An 18,042-nucleotide genomic window follows, 5' to 3' on the forward strand; every position below is an offset into this window, starting at 1 on the left:
GTCCACCTTTTTTGGTTGGAAACTCGCTCTGGGTCTACTTGTGTGTACACCGTAGACGCGGGGAGAGGCTTTGATTTTTGTTCCCCTTCCCACGTAGGGAAGGGGTTGGGGGTTAGGTTTCTTTAATTTTCCAGATGCTAGCCTTAAACCTATAAGTTGCATCATTTCATGTGTCGATAAACCCTTGCCCCTGCCCCTTGACTTTATTATTGGTTAAACCAAGTTTCTAAATCAGCAGGAGTAGTAAAATCTAGTAATGCTTCTCCTAGATTTTCTAATTGTTCAATAGATAATCCTTGAATGCGATCAATTAATGAAGCATCAATTTCACCAATACGGCGATTGAGTTGACGCAGTATTAAGTTCTGTTTTCCCTCTTGCCGTCCCTCTTGCCGTCCCTCTTGTAGTCCCTCTTGCCGTCCCTCTTGCTTGGCTTGTTCTCTATTTCTTTGATAAATTGGTTCTAGTCGCATAATTAACTCCCGATCATCTGCTGCTAATTTTTGATTTACTTTCAAGTTTTCGCGCAAGTTGTAAATTAATTCGAGTGTAGCTTTCTGATATGGATGATTTAATGGTAACGCTTGCAACTCGATAATCGCTTGTGACTGGACGCTTCCCCTACCCAAAAGCCTTAACCATAATGTCTCAGGTGTTGGAGGTAGTTGGTGTATTGCCACAATTGCAGTCCGCCAAGCCTCTGGGAGAAAATGTACTCCTGATAACCAAGCTACTTTTTGTATAGTTCCAAAACTAGACAATCTAGTTTGAGATATGGTTGGGGTGAGAACCCATAATTGGGGAATTTCTGAGTTCTGAAGTTTGGTTTTATTAGCTTTAGCTTCTCGTCGCAACAAAGCTTTGACTTCTAATAATTTGAGGACACAGTCGCCGATTTCATCAGTAGATACTGGATTACGGAATGGTTCTATAATTGCCGAATTTTCTGCAAATTTTCCTAGTAAACCCAGAACTTATAAATTAGAGTGTTGCTGTTTAGTAGGAGTGAATAAAACATCTATTTCTCTAATCTCTCCTGAAATTTTTTCTGATGGTTTTACTTCTCCATAATCTTTTAGGAGTTCTTCGAGATAGTCTTTAGCAAATTCATCATGTATAAAGCGTGTCATTCAATTTAGGTAGGAGGCAGATTTTTCAATATTTCAATAGATTTAAATATTTAATCATCTAACTCCGAGTTGAGCGATAGTCTACGACCGACGGTCGGTCATCGCATCAATGTCACCGAATAATTGCGGAAAATAGTGCGATTATCTTAGTAGCGATTTAAAATCTGAGTCAAATCATTGGAAAATTTCGCTAGTCGTGTCCACCACTGCAAAACAATTTCCTATCTGGGCTTTTTTCTTACTGGCAACCAACGGCATCCTGATGTTGGCGGTGATTCTGCTGATTTTGCGCCAGCAGGGTTTGTCCGCTTTTTCCAGTAATGCTACCCCAGTTCCAGCTAATCAAGCCCCGTCTGCTACCCCAGAGTTAGGCCCCCGCCACCAACTGAGTTACCAACAGTGGGTAGATATCCTCAAGCAAGAAGCCCAAGTAGCGGCTGAACAGCGTCCGCAGCAATTAAGCATCTTAGCGGGGGATTCTCTGAGTCTATGGTTTCCTGCGGAATTATTGCCTAAAGATAGAAATTGGCTCAATCAAGCAATTTCTGGTGAAACCAGCAATGGATTATTCAAAAGATTAAATTTATTTGACCAGACGCAGCCAGAAACAATTTTTGTGATGATTGGGATTAATGACCTCATTCGGGGGGTGAATGATCAGGTTATTTTAGATAATCAACGGCAAATGATGATTTATTTAAGAAAAAGCCACCCCAAAGCTAAAATCTTTATCCAGTCGATTTTGCCTCATGGGGCAGAATCTGCCACCTGGGAAGGACGGGAAAAATTACTGGCTATTCCCAATAGTCGCATTCAGCAATTAAATCAGCAGTTAAAAAGCATAGCAGCCAAAGAAGGCGTTCAATATCTAGACTTATATTCCTTATTTGCCAACCAGCAAGGAAATCTCCGTCCAGAATTGACTACCGATGGCTTACATATCAATCCCGCTGGCTATCTAGTTTGGCGCACAGCTTTGCAAATTTATCAAAAGGGAATTGGTGGGACTAATTAATTCAAAATTGAATAGACTTCTTGCAAAAGTCCGAAAATGAGATGTGTCATTCTGAATGAAATGTAGAATCTTTGAGATGTTTCGCTTCGCTCAACATGACAAATTAAGCATTGATGCAAGAGTCTCCCCTGTCCCCTGTCACCTGTCCCCTGTCCCCTGTCCCCTGTCACCTGTCACCTCTAACTTGAGAAAATCTGTACCCGATTAACTAAATCGTGTCATGGCACGAGAAAATCAGAAGGAGGAGATAATAAAAAATAAAACATATGGATACAAAAGCTTTTAAGCGTTCACTGCAACATTCAGAAAATTACAACCGTAAGGGGTTTGGTCATCAAGCCGAAGTTGCTACTCAATTGCAATCTGAGTATCAAAGTAACTTAATTCAAGAAATCCGCGATCGCAATTACATCCTTAAACGCGGCGATGTCACTATCCGCTTGGCTCAAGCTTTTGGCTTTTGCTGGGGTGTGGAACGCGCTGTGGCTATGGCTTATGAAACCCGCAAGCACTTCCCGACAGAACAGATTTGGATTACTAACGAAATTATCCACAATCCTTCTGTGAATCAGCGAATGCAAGAAATGCAAGTCGCATTTATCCCTGTTGATGGGACTAAAAAAGACTTCTCTATTGTGGGTAATAACGATGTGGTGATATTACCTGCTTTTGGAGCTAGCGTTCAAGAAATGCAGATACTCAACGATAAAGGATGCAAAATCGTTGATACTACCTGCCCTTGGGTATCTAAAGTTTGGAATACCGTGGAAAAGCACAAAAAAGGTGATTACACCTCAATTATTCACGGTAAATACAAGCATGAGGAAACTGTGGCTACTAGTTCCTTTGCTGGTAAGTATTTAATTGTGCTGAATTTAAAAGAAGCCCATTATGTAGCTGACTACATTTTACATGGTGGCGATCGCGAGGAATTTTTACAAAAATTCGCCAAAGCTTGTTCAGCCGGCTTTGATCCAGATCAAGACTTAGAACGTGTTGGTATTGCTAACCAAACCACGATGCTGAAAGGTGAAACTGAGCAGATTGGTAAACTTTTTGAACGTACCATGATGCAGAAGTATAGTCCTGCTGAACTAACTCAACATTTCCAAAACTTCAATACTATTTGTGATGCTACCCAAGAACGGCAAGATGCCATGTTGGAATTAGTAGAACACAACTTAGATTTAATGGTGGTAATTGGTGGGTTTAATTCATCAAACACGACTCAATTACAACAAATTGCCAAGGAACGTAATTTGCCTTCTTATCATATTGATTGTGTGGAGCGAATTAAATCTAGAACATCCATTGAACATCGGCAATTAACTGGCGATTTAGTCATTGCAGAAAACTGGCTACCAGAAGGAGAAATTGTTGTAGGAGTTACGTCTGGGGCTTCTACACCTGATAAGGTTGTGGAAGATATCATTGAGAAGATTTTTGCTCTCAAGGCTACTGCGGCGGTGTCTTAGGAGTGCTGAGTTTTGAGTGCTGAGTTTTGAGTAAAATAAAAATTGCTCAATACTTTGGCACTCGTTAAATATTTTAAATTAATAAATATTTAATTCATCTTTTTTTACCTTTTGTTTTTGTAAATGTCCTTTGATAATCTGTGCAAACTCCTGTCCGAAAAACATCCCGTTACTTTTGCTAGTTGGGTGTTAGGTAAACCGCAAACTGATGTTACAGTCCTCAAAACTGAATTGAGTATCGAACCGATTCGCGCTGATTACGTCACATTCCTGCAACTGCAAGAACGCATTCTCCATTTAGAATTTCAAACCAAACTCGAATCCACACCACCCCTACCCCTGCGGATGCTAGATTATTGGGTACGCCTGTATAGGTTGTATCGTCTACCCATCACGCAAGTTGTTGTACTATTACTTCCTCTCGCGCCAGATACAGTAATTGAAACCGTTTTTAGTGTCGAGTCTACTCGTCATGAATATCGTGTAATTTCTATGTGGGAGGAAAATCCCCAAATATTCCTTAATGAGCCAGCGTTATTACCATTAGCAACACTAGCCGCAACCACTCAGCCTCAAGCTTTATTACAACAAGTTGTAGAACGAGTGAATCAACTTGAGCTAGGAGAGCGATCACAAATCTCCGCTTACACCCAAATTTTAGCGGGTTTAAAATATAAAAAGGACTTGATCAAACAATTATTTCGGGAGGGTATGATGCGCGAATCAGTCATTTATCAGGAAATTCTCGCCGAAGGTGAACAACGTGGTGAACAACGTGGTGAACAACGTGGTGAACAACGGGAACGATCGCTTATTCTCCGTCAACTTACTCGTCGTGTAGGAGAATTATCTCAACCAGTGCGAGAACGAGTAGAAAATCTTTCTTTAGAACAGTTAGAAAATCTGGGCGAAGCATTATTAGATTTTCAGACAATGGCGGATTTAGACACTTGGTTAAGTACATTACAGTAGCACAGGCCGCATCCTCTTGTTCTTCAAACAAATAACATTAAACAGCTATCAGTTTTTTTCCACTGATAACTGTTTACTGTTAACTCTTCACTTATTCAATTATCTACTGTGAGATTTTTCTGGCATTCCTACATTACTGGCTGTCTTACCATTTTTGCCGTTAGTATGGGCATGGCCGTTGTTATTACGGGGTTGAATTACGCCATAACCGCCATGATTGCGTTCATAAATGACGTTAATCTCGCCTGTTTCGGCATTGTGGAACATATAAAAATCATGTCCTACCAATTGCAGATGCTCTAAAGCCTCTGTAACCGTCATCGGTGGCATGGCAAAATATTTAGTACGGACAACTTCTTCTGGGAGTTCGGGGGTGCGATCGCCGATTAAATCTGCAACTACTGGTTGTGGTACAACTACTTCGTTAGTGGGTAGAGCTTGAGTTTTCTTGTCTTGTTTTCTTTCTTTATATTTACGGAGTTGTCGGGCAATTTTATCTGCAACTAAATCAATGCTCGCGTATAAGTTTTCGCTGCTTTCCTCGGCGCGGATGACACTACCATTTGCGTAAATAGTGACTTCAGCCGCTTGTCTAGTATTAATTCGGGGATTGCGAGCTACGCTAAGGTGGACATCCACTTCGTTGGTGATGTTCTGAAAGTGACTAACTGCTTTTTCAATTTTTTGATGCACATATTCTCGAATCGCATCGGTAATTTCAATATTTTTGCCGTGGATGACAAGCTTCATGTAAACTCTCCCGCTCGATAGCGCAATATTTAATGTGATGTTGTCTTTAGTATGCAAAGAGATTGCGGTAAGTTATGTTACTTACACCAACACCTGTTTTGGACTTTTTTAATGTACTTTTAGCTGTTTTGTCTCAGTCCTTTGCATCTATTATAGTTATTCCTCTGTATACCCTTGATTTTATGTTTGATTTGGAGCGATCGCTCTAACTGATTGCTAGACAATTAGACAGTCGCGCTATGTTCTCAATTAAGGTAGCCTAATTAATAACGGTTTTGACTACCTTGCTCATCAAAACAAACTTTACATAACTAATAGTAGTTACTTCTGGTTTGTTAACGGAGATTTGATCGCTCTCTTTTGGGTATACAAGTCTTTCAGATGTAAACAATTATGAGACTCATCAGCCAGTGTATTCGTTCTTCTTTCCTTGGCGTGATGCTTATTGTAGAGAATTCCTCCCAACACCTTTGTGTTTATATATTCAAACTAGCACTTTGTTTTTCTAAGAGATGATTCCCTTGATGTTCCTTTAAAATCCTTTGCATAGCTTGACAATTGTTGATCAAATTCTCGAAAGTTGAAATATATTTAGTTGTTAACTCAGTTGATTTTCGGCATGAATTGTAGTAAGGCAGCTAAAAACTATTGTTTTTTGTACAACAAAGGGTTAACACCCTACTTAGAAGCGCATGAGTGGCAAAAATCCCTCCTCACAGAGCGTATTCACAACCCCCATCTAGATGATGTGTTAATCTTGCTGGAACACCCCCCTGTCTATACTTTAGGACAAGGCAGCAATTCCGAATTTCTCAAATTTGACATAGCCCAAAATCAGTTCGAGGTACATAGAACTGAACGTGGCGGCGAAGTCACTTACCACTGTCCCGGCCAATTGGTAGGGTATCCAATTTTAAATTTGCAACGTTATTGTAAAGATTTACATTGGTACTTGCGGCAATTAGAAGAAGTGATTATTCGCGTCTTAGCAGTTTATGGCTTACAAGGCGATCGCATTCCCTCTTTCACTGGGGTATGGTTAGAAGGGCGTAAAGTTGCTGCGATCGGGATTAAAGTCAGTCGTTGGATTACCATGCACGGTTTTGCTTTAAATGTGTGTCCTGACATGACAGGCTTTAGGCGCATTGTTCCCTGCGGTATTGCAGATAAACCTGTAGGCAGTTTAGCCGAATGGATTCCCGGAATTACCTGTGAAGAAGTTCGCGGACATATTTCCCAAGCTTTTACCGAAGTTTTTGGTATAGAATTCATCGAGTAATTTGCCAATTGTTAAATAATTATACTGATGTGGGTAGATTTAGCAGTAATTATGTAATGGGTGCAATTTCCTTATAAATAAGAATATTCGCTAATTAAAAGCTGATTGCCCCTTATTTGTGATTTCATTTGTGCGAGTTAAAATAAGATTGTTTGCCAGTCTTAAAACTAAATTTTTGTATCATTCGATTCAAATTTCGCCTGTGACTTATCCAATCAATCCACAGACTTACGCCCCAGTGTTTACGTCTCTGAGAGAAAGAGACTGGAAAGTTCTCATAGAACTATTTGATAGACAAGACGGCGAAGATATTGAAGCCGACATCAATAGTAATTTACTGTTGATGATGCCCGAACCCTGTTGGGAAGACGATCCCTTTGATTTCTTGCGCGATTATCTTTAGGAGTTATGAGTGCTGAGTCATGAGTGCTGAGTGCTGAGTGCTGTTAGCGGTAGCGCGGCGTTTAGCCGGTGCTGAGTGTAGCGGTAGCGGAGCGTAAGCAGCGTGCTGAGTTGTGTTAGCGCGGCGTTTAGCCGTTGCTGTTAGCGGAGCGGGGCGTGAGCAGCGTGCAGTAACTGCACTTATTCGCTTCTACGCTAGTTTTTCAAAGGGCTGAATTTTTTAAATAGCAGGTTGTAACCTGTGCAGATTCAGCATACACTCATTACTCATTACTCAAAACTCATTACTCAGCACCGGCTAAACGCCGCGCTACCGCTAACAGCACTCAAAACTCACTCAGGGGGTAAAAATCACATGGCTAGATTAGATGTTAAGCGTTGGCTGTGCTGGTGTCTAGTGATTTGTGTTAGTTGTGTTTTACTCTCTAGCTGTAGTGCAAATCTGAGTGCTGATAAAACTTTGCGAGTCGCAACTGAACCTGCATTTCCTCCTTTCGAGTTTCAAGGACAATCTGGGGAATTACAGGGTTTTTCCCTGGATTTAATGAATGCGATCGCTTCATCTGCTAACTTTAAAGTCAACTTTCAAAGTCTACCGTTTGATGGCATTATCCCAGCCTTGCAAGGTAGAACCGTAGATGCGGCGATTAGTTCGATTACCATTACAGCAGAACGAGCCAAGACGGTGGCTTTCTCTCGTCCTTATTTTAAAGCTGGGTTAGCGATCGCAATTCGTGGTAACAATCCAGATATTACAGGTTTTGATAGTCTCAACAATAAAAAAATCGCTGTCCAAATCGGTACGACTGGCGCAGAAAAAGCTAAAAGTATTCCAGGTGCAGAAATTCGCAGTTTTGATTCTGCACCCCTAGCACTGCAAGAATTACTCAATGGCAATGTAGATGCAGTTATTAATGATGCACCAGTAACTTTATATGCTATAAATACAGGCAATCTCAAAGGCATTAAAGTTGTAGAGCAATTACTAACAGAAGAATATTACGGCATTGCCACAGCCCAAAATTCACCTGATTTATTACTCATCAACAACGGACTCGATACAGTATTAAAAAACGGCACTTATGCCCAAATTTATCAAAAATGGTTTAAAGCTACTCCGCCACAATTACCAGATAAATCACCATTTGAAAATCAAACTAACACTCCTAAAGGGGGCATATTCGCCTCAATTGGTTTAATTGTGCAGGCTTTACCTACTTTATTACAAGGTGCATTAGTTACCCTACAACTAACAATAATTTCTGTAATTTTGGGGTTAATTGGGGGGTCATTAGTTGGTATTATCCGCCTCTCAAAAATTACTCCTGTGCGCTGGTTAGCGAGAGCATACGTTGATTTTTTTCGCGGTACACCTTTACTAGTACAGATTTTTATGATTTATTTTGGCATCCCAGCCATTGCTCAAGAACTTAACTTTACTTTCTCTTTTGATCGTTTAGTAGCTGGGGTCATTGCCTTAAGTTTAAATTGTGCAGCTTACATTGCCGAAATTGTCCGCGCTGGTATTCAATCCATTGAACCAGGACAAGCAGAAGCAGCCAAATCATTAGGCTTAAATCCTTTACTAACAATGCGCTTAGTAATTTTCCCCCAAGCATTCCGGCGGATGTTACCAGCTCTAGGAAATGAGTTTATTAGTTTATTGAAGGATACCAGCTTAGTTGCGGTGATTGGGTTTGAAGAGTTATTTCGCAAAGGACAACTGATTGTAGCCGGAAATTATCGCGCCTTTGAAATTTACGCAGCAGTTGCGATCGTCTACTTATGTTTAACATTGCTGTCTTCTCAAGCTTTTAGTCGTTTAGAAACTTGGATGAATCCTACCCAATCAAGTAAACTTCGGCACATAAAAGCCTCTAATTTAGATAATAAAAAAAATTAACTCTCTATTTATCAGGACAATATGCAGTGCAACGTCTCTACTCAGCCTACGCTTTTGCAGACATGACAACTGCTTTAGGGAAGCGATCAAGCATTTTTGGCGTTGCTGATTAGTGGGATGATTTTTGTCTCACGCAAAGGCGCAAAGACGCAAAGAATCAATATTTTTCTTTGTACAAAAGTCTCAATTCATCCCGCATTTATGCAACGCCGCATTTTTTAAACTTTACCGCGATCGCTGTCTTGGGATATTCAGTGTGAGGTTTGCGCGAAACAAGTCAAAACCAACTCTACACTTTCGATTTGCCAACCCTGCGCTTCTTTGTCAGCAATCACAGCATTGACTCATTACGCTTCTAGCACGATAACGATGCTTGAGAAGTGCTACTGTAGCTTATTAATAATAATTATAAGCAATTTTCAAAGGATTTAGCTAGGAATACAACATTAATTTAAAGATAAAATCCCTCAAAAACCATTAAAATCAGTATTTTGCATGACCTTGTCTTAGCTTTTACAAAAATTAATCATGAATAAGTAAAAATTTATCTCAATAAATCTGGTAGGATGTTTGCAGAGCTTATTGAAGAAGTATCTCAATAAGCATAAGCTGAAGAAAGATGCCAATAAAATGACGACTATCTTAGGTATTCACCTAGTTTTATTAGGTCTAGGTGCTGGCTTACTGGTTGTCAAGGCTGTCTTCTTCGGTGGTTTATACGATTCCAATATTGGGGAAGTGCGAGTTATTTCTCATCCTACTTGAAACTTTGCAGCTATTTTTAGTTATTTAGTTGGTGGTAACAAGTATTGGATTGCCGGAGTCAATAATCTAGAAGACTTAGTAGGCGGCCATATTTGGGTGAGTATTCTTTGCATAGCAGGGGGTATCTGTTCTTATCAATATAAGGAGTAAAAATGTCGAAAAAAATTGGTTTATTCTACGGTACTCAAACTGGTAAAACTGAATCTGTGGCGGAAATTATTCGAGATGAGTTTGGTGATGGTGTGACATTACACGATATGTCCCAAGCAGAAGCTGCTGATTTTGATGAGTATCAATGTGTGATTGTTGGCTGTCCTACTTGGAATATTGGTGAACTCCAAAGTGATTGGGAAGGCTTTTTTCCAGAACTAGATGACATAGATTTTAATGGTAAGATGGTTGCCTATTTTGGTACTGGCGACCAGATGGGCTATGCCGATAATTTTCAAGATGCAATTGGCATTCTGGAAGAAAAAATTTCCCAACGCGGTGGTAAAACTGTCGGCTATTGGTCTACTGAGGGGTATGATTTTAACGATTCTAAGGCTTTAAGAAATGGCAAATTTGTCGGCTTGGCGATTGATGAGGATAATCAATCTGATTTGACTGATGAACGGATCAAGGCTTGGGTGTCTCAGTTGAAAAGAGAGTTTGGTTTGTAGTTTGCGCCATTAACGTTTTTTGTACCTGATGATTAACCACAGATACACACAGATAATTTTGTTTTTAAACGCAAAGTGTCGCTGAGGTTTACGCGGAGGAACGCTAAGTTTGAAAGCAATCTGTATGTATTTGTGGTTTTCAAATCTGCTTAATTTCTGAGGTTTTAGAGGTTTTATGTCTGATGATATTGATGTTCTTTGGATCAGTTCTAGTTCTGTATTACAGCGTTTTGATAAACCATTGCTGCAATATATATCGCAATATGTGAATGTGGCTCAGTGGGAATATCGTCACGGTAAGGATGAAGGTGGTTCGATTGATGAGGCTGTGGGTTTGCTAGAGGAATATTTATCACAGTATTCTCAGCCGGTGCATTTAGCTGGTCATGGCGCGGGTGGTGCGATCGCTTTAACTTATGCGCGGCGGTATCCTGAAAAAGTGCGATCGCTCATTCTCCTAGCTGTGGCCTCTCAACCTGCAAATACTTGGCACGTCCACTATTATCTGCAAAGACAAGCATTTACTATGAGCCGTGAGCAGGTGTTAGCTAGTAGTGTTCGTCATCTTTTTGGTGAGCAACCACATAATACTACTAAAAAGTTAATGGCAGTCTTAGATAGAGATTTAGAACAATCTCCCCTATTACACTCTCTTTTTAAGTTGACTGATTTACCTAAAGGTGGGGTTTCTATGCCAATGATGGTATGTGGTAGCAAGAATGATTCCATTGTTAATTCACCAGTCTTAAAAGATTGGTTGAAGGAGTTTAAAGCTGAAGATAATCTCTGGGAATGTCCCAAAGGTCATCATTTTTTTCACTACTTCTATCCTCAACAAGTCGGCGAGGAAATGTTGAGTTTTTGGCAACCATATCATCTAAGATCAATCCCAAAATCTCAATTAGTTCACCAAAATTCGACAAATTAACAAGTATTTGTTAGGGGCGCATCTACACCCATATTAATTTTTTATGTAACTTTTAAACAGCGACAAAATTAGTTATCGTCGTCTATTTTTTGCTGCAAAATTCAGCTTTATTTATAATTGTTAAGTTTTGTTGAAAATAGATACAATTAGGAATTACTTTCAATAAAGTAGATTTGTAATCACCAACGTTGGCAAGTTAACTTCAATTATTTGAACTATTGGCTTTTGTTCACAACTTTCACCCGTTGAAGTTAATTAGCCATTACTTGAGTATTTCTAGCAACAAATATAAACGAGCTAACCAATGCAGACATACGATAATCCCAACGTCAAATTTGATTGGTGGGTTGGCAATGCCCGCTTTGCCGACCTCTCTGGCTTATTTATCGGCGCACACGTAGTACAAGCCACACTGACAACTCTTTGGGCGGGTGCGTTTACATGGTTTGAAATCTCTCGCTACAACCCTGATATCCCGATGGGCGACCAAGGACTAATCTTGTTACCCCATTTAGCTACTTTAGGTTTTGGTGTCGGTGCAGGTGGTCAAGTAGTAGATACGGATATAACACTACGGTTTTTCCACCTGAACTTTACGGTACAGAACGTTTAGGTATGGCAAACATTCAGTTTTTTCTAGGGATATTAGCATTCTTAGGTTATGTTTGGCACGCCTGGAGGGCGAGTAATATTTCCTACTAATATCACTCATCTCAAGTTCCTTATTGCCTGCGGTTAAAAGCAGTTAACTGTGGGCAATTTCTTAAAATTTACAGTGGAGTATGAATCGGAATGACTACAATTATTTGTGCTTTATCTGCTTGGGCAATCATGATTTTATTGCTTTGGAGTATTTGGACAACTCTCAAAAAAGGGATAAGTTTTTTGTGGAAGTTACATCAAGTGCCTTGTCATAATTGTGAGTATTTCACTAATGACTACCGCCTGAAATGTACTGTCAATCCAACTAGAGCTTGTTCTGAGCAGGCTATTGGTTGTCTTGATTTTGAACCTAAAACTGCTGCTTGTAATGCTTGTCAGAAGGGGAGAACCTGGAAAATCGAAAGGGGATGATTACACTATGATGGAAAACCATTGAAACACATCAATATATTTGGAATTGCGTAATTATCAGATGCTTGAAAGCTGAAATTTTCAATCTAATTTCTCTTAAATTCCTATGAATACCAACTCTGATTTCCTGTCTGATTTATGTGATTTCCTCTATCCTCGTAGTCCCTATTATGGACAATTTAAACCAGAATATTTAGTTTTTAATGCAAGTCTTCAAGAATTTTCTCAAAGAGTAAACTACATTTGTAGCCTACAAACTGGGGGTAAGATTTCTCCAGAAGACGCTTACCAACAAATTCATGTACTTTGGAAAGAGTTAAAACGGGCGAAAAAGGCACTATAGATAAGCTAATTTATATTTCAGGTGGTTTAAGTTTTTTTGGTTGTTCTGCTATTCAAGTAGTTATCAGCACAAAAAACTAATTATGTCGTTGGGATTCCCAGCTCATTTCAGGTAAAATAACAATCCAATACCGATGATCGCAATAATCACGCCGGCGATCGCTCTCCAACTCACTTTTTCACCCATACACATACCTATAGGGATAACAAATAACGGACTTGTCTGTAACAGGGTTGAAGCAATTCCCGCAGCCGTGAATTTAATGGCTGTCTGTTGTAGCCAAATTCCTAAATATGTGCCGCAAAAAGCCGCAAAGCAAGTAACAAAAATTACTCTTCCTGATTGCCAGTAGGGATAGGACAGTTCTTGGTTTTTCCTACCGAACCACACCCACAACAAAAGAATTAACTCGGCTGCACTTAATCGCAACAAAGCCGCCCATAAAGGTGTCACATTCCCCGTAGCAAAAGCACCGCGAGAGATAACTGTAGCAATAGCATTTGTCATGGCTGACAATAAACCAAAGCCGATACCTGTCCATAGGTGCGCCGGGGAATCGTCACCATTCCCCGGAACTCTTTCTGTAACTACCCAAGCTACTCCCAGGATAGTTAGTATAATCCCACACCACGCCCTGATATTAAGCTGTTCTTGTAGAATAATATTAGCGGCGATCGCTGTCATGGGCGGTGCAAGCGTTCCTATGAGTAAGACACGCCGCGCCCCTAAATAATTTATCGCGGCCAAAAAAGCTGTATCACCCCAGCTAATACCGACAACCCCACTCAAACACAGCAGAAAGATTGGCAATGGGTCAGAAAGGGGTAAGGATTCTCTAGTAAATAGGATAGTCAGCACTAAAAAGGCGATCGCTACTATCCCTTTAATCAAATTCAGCTTTAGCGGCGGAATTCGTTGCCCCACAATCCCATATACCACCGAAGCTATAGCCCATAAACAAGCAGCCAATAAAGCAGCTAATTCCCCTTTGGCATTAGTAATTAGAAAAATTAAAGAATTATTAAAAATTCAATGTCACCCCAAATTTATGACCGAAACTATTTAATAATACATCAAATAATTACATAAAAAATTAGCACTCAAACCTAACAAGTGCTAATTTCTCAAGAAACCTTAATACCTAATAAATAGGTAAATAGTCTAATTTTCCCAGGTGATAGTTAGGTAGTTTTGTTTGCATAAGCTATGTCTTCCATACAACTAATTAACTATTGGGAGAAATGGATGAAATTTACTTTTGATCTTGTCGGCGTGTCTCCAGTTTGGCAATTTTTCCATCACCAACAGCAAAGTCTGCAAAAACCACAACCTCAAGCTATAGAATATTTATCTACCCATAAATGTACCCTCGACGCATTGCTAGAATGCGTAGAACCAGTTCCCATAAAATGGGGTTGGAATACAGAGCAAGTGATAGATACTGTCGTGCAATTCTGGTTAAATAACTCAGAAACCATAAATTATTGGAAAGTACGTTTAATTGATGCTGGTAATGACAATATACTCGTTGCTCGGCTAGCAGATATTACGGCTTTGCAAGCTGAGTTTGAGTTTTTACTAGGCAAGAATTAGAAGTCTTGTTAGCGTAGCGGGGCTTATGCCCCTACTTACAAATTTTACGGTGATAAATTAGACTCAAAAACCTATTTTTTTTGTTTTTGTGAAAAATCCGGGTTATCAGGTGACTCTAAAGCCTGATCTAATACTTTCCTCGCGTGTTCAGCTTTGGTGCGTGCATCTTGGTAACGTAAATTAGCTTGAGCAAAATTCTTGAGGGCCTTAAAACCATCTTTGAGGCGAGCAATTTCTTCTTCTGCTACTGATTCGTCTGAAAAGAGGACATCAAGAGCTTTACGAATTTCTAATGCTTCAGTGCGTGATTCTTGCACTTTTAATTTCAGTGTAGCCAGGTTGCTGAGAACTTGGACTGCTTGGGTGATGGCATCTTCACCACCTGTAGAATCAGTTGTAGGCTCTTTCACTTCTATTAATTGTTGCGGGCCAAATCCTTCTTCCAGTTCTGTAGGGAGTTGACCAGCATTCATCAGTTCCATTAACTGATCCATTGCTTTGTCACGGGCTTTGGCAGAATCTTTTCCTGCAACAGTCAGGATAATTTCTGGGCTTTGAGCGAGAGTATACTGAACCATATTGCAGACAGAAAATTTGCTGATGAACCAAGCCTAGAAACAATATTTTAACATAAACGGTATGTAATCAAAAATGGGAATGCAGATTAAAGCCCTGGTCATTACCAACATCTTTATAAACGGTAGATGCAGCAAAATCAGCACCTCAGCACATATCTTGCCATCTGTTCCATCGGCGTCATAGAGTTTCCCAACTAGAACAACCATCAAATTTACAGCTAATCAAAATATCCTTGCATCTCTAACAAATCTATCTGTCCCATTCTTTTCTTTAATTGGTATTACAGCATATTTCAAGTTAGTGAGGTACACAATACCCCATCCGCCTTACTAACGGGTGGGGTGGGTTGGGAAGAGGTATACCTCATTTACTTGCAGAACGCTGTAATTTTTCATTAAATCTCAGTAATTTAATTGCACAAGAAGTATTTTTTAACTCTTAGTTTAAAATGAATTTAAGTGTAATTACAGTTTCAGGATTTTTCGGAATTCGCATAGTATTTATCTGACTGAAAAATAGCATATTTTTATCAGTATAATTGTCTACAAACGCATATAAAGACTGCTTTTAAATCCCCTATCTTTTTCTATTAAATACATTGTCTAAAAACGTCATTCCGGTTATTGTTATAAACATCAAGAAGCATCAGGAGTAATTGCAATGAACCAAATACAATTAACATTATTGATTAGTTACCTATTGATGAGTTGTTACTTTTTCACTAACTGGCTACAGTTCGCTTTACGCCAAGCTAATTCTTCCCCTGAAGATAAATTTTTATCTTTTATAATGTTTTTAATCACAACTATTTTTTGGCCTGTGATTGTTCCTATGTCTTTGATAGAAGTTTTTCAGACACGTAAACTAGAACCTAGCACTATAATTCCAGTAATTTTGGCGATGTTTGCTTTTAGTATTTCTTATCTAATATCTGAATTGTCTGCATAAGTATCGCAATTCACCATAAATAAATTTAGTGGTTTGTATACTTATTTATTTCGGTCAAAATAACAGACTATTTCACTAAAGCATCTAACTATTTTACCTATAGTTTTCGGGAAATATGAACCAGCTTCTCATTAACAATTACCATGCGAATTAATCGTTTAACCTATGAACCTTCAATCCGTATTGGTATCGTTGGTGCTGGATGTGCTGGTTTAACTGCTGCCGAAGAATTACATGATATTGGATATAAAAATATCACCATCATTGATGCCAAAAATCGCGTAGGTGGTAAAACATATTCAATGAGATACGCAAACGCAAGTCTTCAAGCCCGTGGTGTTTACGAGGGTGGAACTGTTTGGATCTTACCTAGTCCCCTGTACAAAAAATACAGAAAAAGGTATGGGATTTCTCCATCGCTTCATGTAATGCCACGGGTGCAACTATTTGACTTAGCGACTGGCAAAGTTTCTAGCCCCTTTTTAATAGAGTCCAAATATTCTTTATTCAGCCGACTCTGGCAGCTGAGGAAATTTTTTCTAGAATTAGACAAGTATACTTGGTACAACGAGCCAGGCTATATCAATCCTGCTTACCGAGCTATGAATGAATCCTCACCTGAATGGTTTAACAAACAGGGTTTGGATTTTATTCGAGATGCTTTAATGCCTATTGCTAATGCGGCACAATTTGGACATCTGGAACAAGAAGCTTCTACTGCTTATGTGATTCGGCTACTGGCATTATTGAACCGTTGCAGTTTCCTGAAAAAATTGGTTCTGAATATGCCTCAATTGCAGGAAGGGAATCAAGAATTATGGAATCGTTTAGCAGCAACCCATAACTTGTGTCTAGGACAAACTATTGAGTGTGTTTCTCGCGGTCAAACAATTCTGGTCAAAACTACCTCAAATCAGTGGGAATTTGAGCGTTTAATTTGGACTGCTCCTGTTGATGACTTTCTTGGAGTAGCTGATACTTCCCCGGAAGAAGCAGATATTTTTTCTAGGGTACGTACAATTAAAAGAGCAGTTATTACCTGTAAGGTAGAGGGTTTACCTGCAAACATTTTCTACATTATCAGAAATACTTTAAATCAGCCTTTACCAACTAGTTACCCATTAGCTATCTACGAGGTTGATCCAGGCAGTAAAATCTACAATTTTTATCCATTCATGGATGAAACAACAACTGTTGAAGAATTGGAAAGCAACGTAGCCGATTGTGTCAAAAAGCTTGGAGGCACTCAAGTGACACCTATGGGGCCACCCCTAATTTGGAAGTGGTTCTCTCATTTTTCAGCCGAAGACCTCAAGGATGGTATTTATGAACGATTGGAAATGTTGCAAGGTAGTCAAAATACCTACTTTGCTAATGAAATGACTGCTGGGGTAAGCGTACCTTATGGTATGGAATATGCGGCTTATTTAGTGGAACGCTTCTTTTGAAAGTTGACAAAAAGAATGGAAATCTCAGAAAATTATCAATTGATTTTGAAAACGGGTAAAACTACGACAGAAAAAGCTTTGGAATTGTTTGACGCTCTTGAACCCGTCAATTTAGACTTTATGCTGTGTCGTTGGCAAGGTTCTGGACTGCATACAGATCATCCAATGGATGGTTTATTAGAAATTTCTAATTGGTATGGGAAGGAATTTATAGACTCTGAGAATGTTCATCCTTTATTATTTTTAGATAATCAAGGGAAAATTTTTCAGGTTGCACCCAATCCTACTTTAATGAACTGGGTTTTAAAATTACCGATACCCAAAAATAATTCTCTAAAACCGTTATTGGTGTCCATTAATTCTTTACTTAAAACCGATAAAAGTCAAGCAAGACTGCGAATGATGGAGTATAGAGGAACAGTCTCTGCTACAATGATTTATGATTATTTACCTATCCATGATTCTTTTAGAAAAGTAGATGAAAATACTGTTTTAGGAATTATGGATTATAAAATGCTACCTCAACCTTTCTTTTTTGTTCTTAAGCGAGCTTTTAAGTTTTAATTCGGCTCTGCTTGCTTCTTCTTCTGAAGAATTTGTTTACTTTACCTACTTTATCGTTGAAGTATTATTTAGCGAAGCTTAATAAAAAATTGGTATGAGCAAATCGTCTAAAGTGAGCCAGGATAAGGCTTTAGGATTTAAATAGATTGGATTATGCCCAATAGACCTATCTTTAAAATAAATTTTATAGGAAAATAAACAGAGAAGATAAA

18 protein-coding genes and 3 pseudogenes are annotated in these 18,042 nt (G+C 39.1%); 17 read left to right on the top strand and 4 right to left on the bottom strand.

Annotated elements, in window-relative coordinates:
- Nucleotides 1–206: 206 nt before the first annotated feature.
- A pseudogene (locus ACM0OR_RS25275) lies at nt 207–1,130 on the bottom strand (DUF4351 domain-containing protein).
- A gap of 196 nt (nt 1,131–1,326) precedes the next feature.
- Between ACM0OR_RS25275 and ACM0OR_RS25280 the strand changes: the two are divergent.
- The 3 genes from ACM0OR_RS25280 (at nt 1,327) to ACM0OR_RS25290 (ending at nt 4,592) form a co-directional block, all read left to right on the top strand.
- Nucleotides 1,327–2,145 (top strand): SGNH/GDSL hydrolase family protein, encoded by an 819-nt coding sequence (locus tag ACM0OR_RS25280; protein ID WP_414579223.1) that lies wholly within the window; start codon nt 1,327–1,329, stop codon nt 2,143–2,145.
- 266 nt (nt 2,146–2,411) lie between these two features.
- Complete coding sequence (locus tag ACM0OR_RS25285) at nt 2,412–3,620, top strand: 4-hydroxy-3-methylbut-2-enyl diphosphate reductase (protein WP_414579224.1); 1,209 nt, start codon at nt 2,412–2,414, stop codon at nt 3,618–3,620.
- Between the two features lie 123 nt (nt 3,621–3,743).
- Nucleotides 3,744–4,592, top strand: a complete 849-nt coding sequence (locus tag ACM0OR_RS25290) for an Rpn family recombination-promoting nuclease/putative transposase (protein WP_414579225.1) — start codon at nt 3,744–3,746, stop codon at nt 4,590–4,592.
- A 99-nt stretch (nt 4,593–4,691) separates the two neighbouring features.
- Here ACM0OR_RS25290 and hpf read toward each other — a convergent pair whose 3' ends face one another.
- The gene (hpf, locus tag ACM0OR_RS25295; protein WP_190709762.1) at nt 4,692–5,342 is read right to left on the bottom strand and encodes a ribosome hibernation-promoting factor, HPF/YfiA family; all 651 of its coding nucleotides are present in this window, start codon (nt 5,340–5,342) and stop codon (nt 4,692–4,694) included.
- A gap of 74 nt (nt 5,343–5,416) precedes the next feature.
- On the opposite strand from hpf, the gene ACM0OR_RS25300 reads away from it, so the two are divergent.
- From ACM0OR_RS25300 to ACM0OR_RS25345, 10 genes and pseudogenes are all read left to right on the top strand, one after another.
- Entirely contained in the window at nt 5,417–5,551 is a 135-nt protein-coding gene (locus ACM0OR_RS25300) for a hypothetical protein (protein ID WP_414579226.1), read from the top strand.
- 410 nt (nt 5,552–5,961) lie between these two features.
- The gene (gene lipB / locus ACM0OR_RS25305) at nt 5,962–6,621 is read left to right on the top strand and encodes a lipoyl(octanoyl) transferase LipB (protein ID WP_414579227.1); all 660 of its coding nucleotides are present in this window, start codon (nt 5,962–5,964) and stop codon (nt 6,619–6,621) included.
- 202 nt (nt 6,622–6,823) lie between these two features.
- Nucleotides 6,824–7,024 carry a hypothetical protein gene (locus ACM0OR_RS25310; protein WP_323268288.1) on the top strand — a complete coding sequence of 67 codons (201 nt, stop codon included), beginning with the start codon at nt 6,824–6,826 and terminating at the stop codon, nt 7,022–7,024.
- A 354-nt stretch (nt 7,025–7,378) separates the two neighbouring features.
- On the top strand, nt 7,379–8,926 hold the full coding sequence (locus tag ACM0OR_RS25315; protein WP_414579232.1) for an ABC transporter permease subunit: 1,548 nt from the start codon (nt 7,379–7,381) through the stop codon (nt 8,924–8,926).
- Nucleotides 8,927–9,541: 615 nt separating this feature from the next.
- A pseudogene (locus ACM0OR_RS25320) lies at nt 9,542–9,817 on the top strand (chlorophyll a/b binding light-harvesting protein); the annotation flags it as partial.
- Between the two features lie 26 nt (nt 9,818–9,843).
- The gene (gene fldA / locus ACM0OR_RS25325) at nt 9,844–10,353 is read left to right on the top strand and encodes a flavodoxin FldA (RefSeq protein WP_414579228.1); all 510 of its coding nucleotides are present in this window, start codon (nt 9,844–9,846) and stop codon (nt 10,351–10,353) included.
- A gap of 175 nt (nt 10,354–10,528) precedes the next feature.
- Nucleotides 10,529–11,281, top strand: a complete 753-nt coding sequence (locus ACM0OR_RS25330; protein ID WP_323268286.1) for an alpha/beta fold hydrolase — start codon at nt 10,529–10,531, stop codon at nt 11,279–11,281.
- 304 nt (nt 11,282–11,585) lie between these two features.
- Nucleotides 11,586–11,843, top strand: a pseudogene (locus tag ACM0OR_RS25335) (chlorophyll a/b binding light-harvesting protein); the annotation flags it as partial.
- A gap of 230 nt (nt 11,844–12,073) precedes the next feature.
- A complete protein-coding gene (locus ACM0OR_RS25340) occupies nt 12,074–12,355 on the top strand; it encodes a hypothetical protein (protein ID WP_323268285.1) in 282 nt (93 codons plus the stop codon).
- Between the two features lie 106 nt (nt 12,356–12,461).
- The gene (locus tag ACM0OR_RS25345; protein WP_323268284.1) at nt 12,462–12,698 is read left to right on the top strand and encodes a hypothetical protein; all 237 of its coding nucleotides are present in this window, start codon (nt 12,462–12,464) and stop codon (nt 12,696–12,698) included.
- 102 nt (nt 12,699–12,800) lie between these two features.
- On the opposite strand, the gene ACM0OR_RS25350 is transcribed toward ACM0OR_RS25345, so the two are convergent.
- Nucleotides 12,801–13,700: a DMT family transporter gene (locus ACM0OR_RS25350; protein ID WP_414579233.1), complete on the bottom strand. Its 900-nt coding sequence runs from the start codon at nt 13,698–13,700 to the stop codon at nt 12,801–12,803.
- 243 nt (nt 13,701–13,943) lie between these two features.
- Here ACM0OR_RS25350 and ACM0OR_RS25355 point away from each other — a divergent pair, with 243 nt between their 5' ends.
- Nucleotides 13,944–14,291: a hypothetical protein gene (locus tag ACM0OR_RS25355; RefSeq protein ID WP_414579234.1), complete on the top strand. Its 348-nt coding sequence runs from the start codon at nt 13,944–13,946 to the stop codon at nt 14,289–14,291.
- 71 nt (nt 14,292–14,362) lie between these two features.
- Here ACM0OR_RS25355 and ACM0OR_RS25360 read toward each other — a convergent pair whose 3' ends face one another.
- Nucleotides 14,363–14,869, bottom strand: a complete 507-nt coding sequence (locus ACM0OR_RS25360; RefSeq protein ID WP_414579229.1) for a hypothetical protein — start codon at nt 14,867–14,869, stop codon at nt 14,363–14,365.
- 661 nt (nt 14,870–15,530) lie between these two features.
- Between ACM0OR_RS25360 and ACM0OR_RS25365 the strand changes: the two genes are divergently transcribed.
- From ACM0OR_RS25365 to ACM0OR_RS25375, 3 genes are all read left to right on the top strand, one after another.
- Nucleotides 15,531–15,818 carry a hypothetical protein gene (locus tag ACM0OR_RS25365; protein WP_190709783.1) on the top strand — a complete coding sequence of 96 codons (288 nt, stop codon included), beginning with the start codon at nt 15,531–15,533 and terminating at the stop codon, nt 15,816–15,818.
- Nucleotides 15,819–15,961: 143 nt separating this feature from the next.
- Nucleotides 15,962–17,266 carry an FAD-dependent oxidoreductase gene (locus tag ACM0OR_RS25370; protein ID WP_414579230.1) on the top strand — a complete coding sequence of 435 codons (1,305 nt, stop codon included), beginning with the start codon at nt 15,962–15,964 and terminating at the stop codon, nt 17,264–17,266.
- Between the two features lie 15 nt (nt 17,267–17,281).
- Nucleotides 17,282–17,830, top strand: coding sequence for a DUF4334 domain-containing protein (locus ACM0OR_RS25375; RefSeq protein WP_414579231.1), 549 nt, complete (start codon nt 17,282–17,284; stop codon nt 17,828–17,830).
- The last annotated feature ends 212 nt before the right edge of the window (nt 17,831–18,042 follow it).

Origin of the sequence: Anabaena sp. CCY 9402-a (assembly GCF_963920945.1) — a bacterium.
Lineage (GTDB): Bacteria > Cyanobacteriota > Cyanobacteriia > Cyanobacteriales > Nostocaceae > Trichormus > Trichormus minutissimus.

What these genes read in the sequence shown, in the direction of transcription:
- ACM0OR_RS25285 (WP_414579224.1), top strand. Translation starts at nt 2,412, where the DNA reads ATGGATACAAAAGCTTTTAAGCGTTCACTGCAACATTCAGAAAATTAC.
- ACM0OR_RS25290 (WP_414579225.1), top strand. Translation starts at nt 3,744, where the DNA reads ATGTCCTTTGATAATCTGTGCAAACTCCTGTCCGAAAAACATCCCGTT.
- hpf (WP_190709762.1), bottom strand. Translation starts at nt 5,342, where the DNA reads ATGAAGCTTGTCATCCACGGCAAAAATATTGAAATTACCGATGCGATT.
- ACM0OR_RS25300 (WP_414579226.1), top strand. Translation starts at nt 5,417, where the DNA reads ATGTTACTTACACCAACACCTGTTTTGGACTTTTTTAATGTACTTTTA.
- lipB (WP_414579227.1), top strand. Translation starts at nt 5,962, where the DNA reads ATGAATTGTAGTAAGGCAGCTAAAAACTATTGTTTTTTGTACAACAAA.
- ACM0OR_RS25315 (WP_414579232.1), top strand. Translation starts at nt 7,379, where the DNA reads ATGGCTAGATTAGATGTTAAGCGTTGGCTGTGCTGGTGTCTAGTGATT.
- fldA (WP_414579228.1), top strand. Translation starts at nt 9,844, where the DNA reads ATGTCGAAAAAAATTGGTTTATTCTACGGTACTCAAACTGGTAAAACT.
- ACM0OR_RS25330 (WP_323268286.1), top strand. Translation starts at nt 10,529, where the DNA reads ATGTCTGATGATATTGATGTTCTTTGGATCAGTTCTAGTTCTGTATTA.
- ACM0OR_RS25340 (WP_323268285.1), top strand. Translation starts at nt 12,074, where the DNA reads ATGACTACAATTATTTGTGCTTTATCTGCTTGGGCAATCATGATTTTA.
- ACM0OR_RS25345 (WP_323268284.1), top strand. Translation starts at nt 12,462, where the DNA reads ATGAATACCAACTCTGATTTCCTGTCTGATTTATGTGATTTCCTCTAT.
- ACM0OR_RS25355 (WP_414579234.1), top strand. Translation starts at nt 13,944, where the DNA reads ATGAAATTTACTTTTGATCTTGTCGGCGTGTCTCCAGTTTGGCAATTT.
- ACM0OR_RS25360 (WP_414579229.1), bottom strand. Translation starts at nt 14,869, where the DNA reads ATGGTTCAGTATACTCTCGCTCAAAGCCCAGAAATTATCCTGACTGTT.
- ACM0OR_RS25365 (WP_190709783.1), top strand. Translation starts at nt 15,531, where the DNA reads ATGAACCAAATACAATTAACATTATTGATTAGTTACCTATTGATGAGT.
- ACM0OR_RS25370 (WP_414579230.1), top strand. Translation starts at nt 15,962, where the DNA reads ATGCGAATTAATCGTTTAACCTATGAACCTTCAATCCGTATTGGTATC.
- ACM0OR_RS25375 (WP_414579231.1), top strand. Translation starts at nt 17,282, where the DNA reads ATGGAAATCTCAGAAAATTATCAATTGATTTTGAAAACGGGTAAAACT.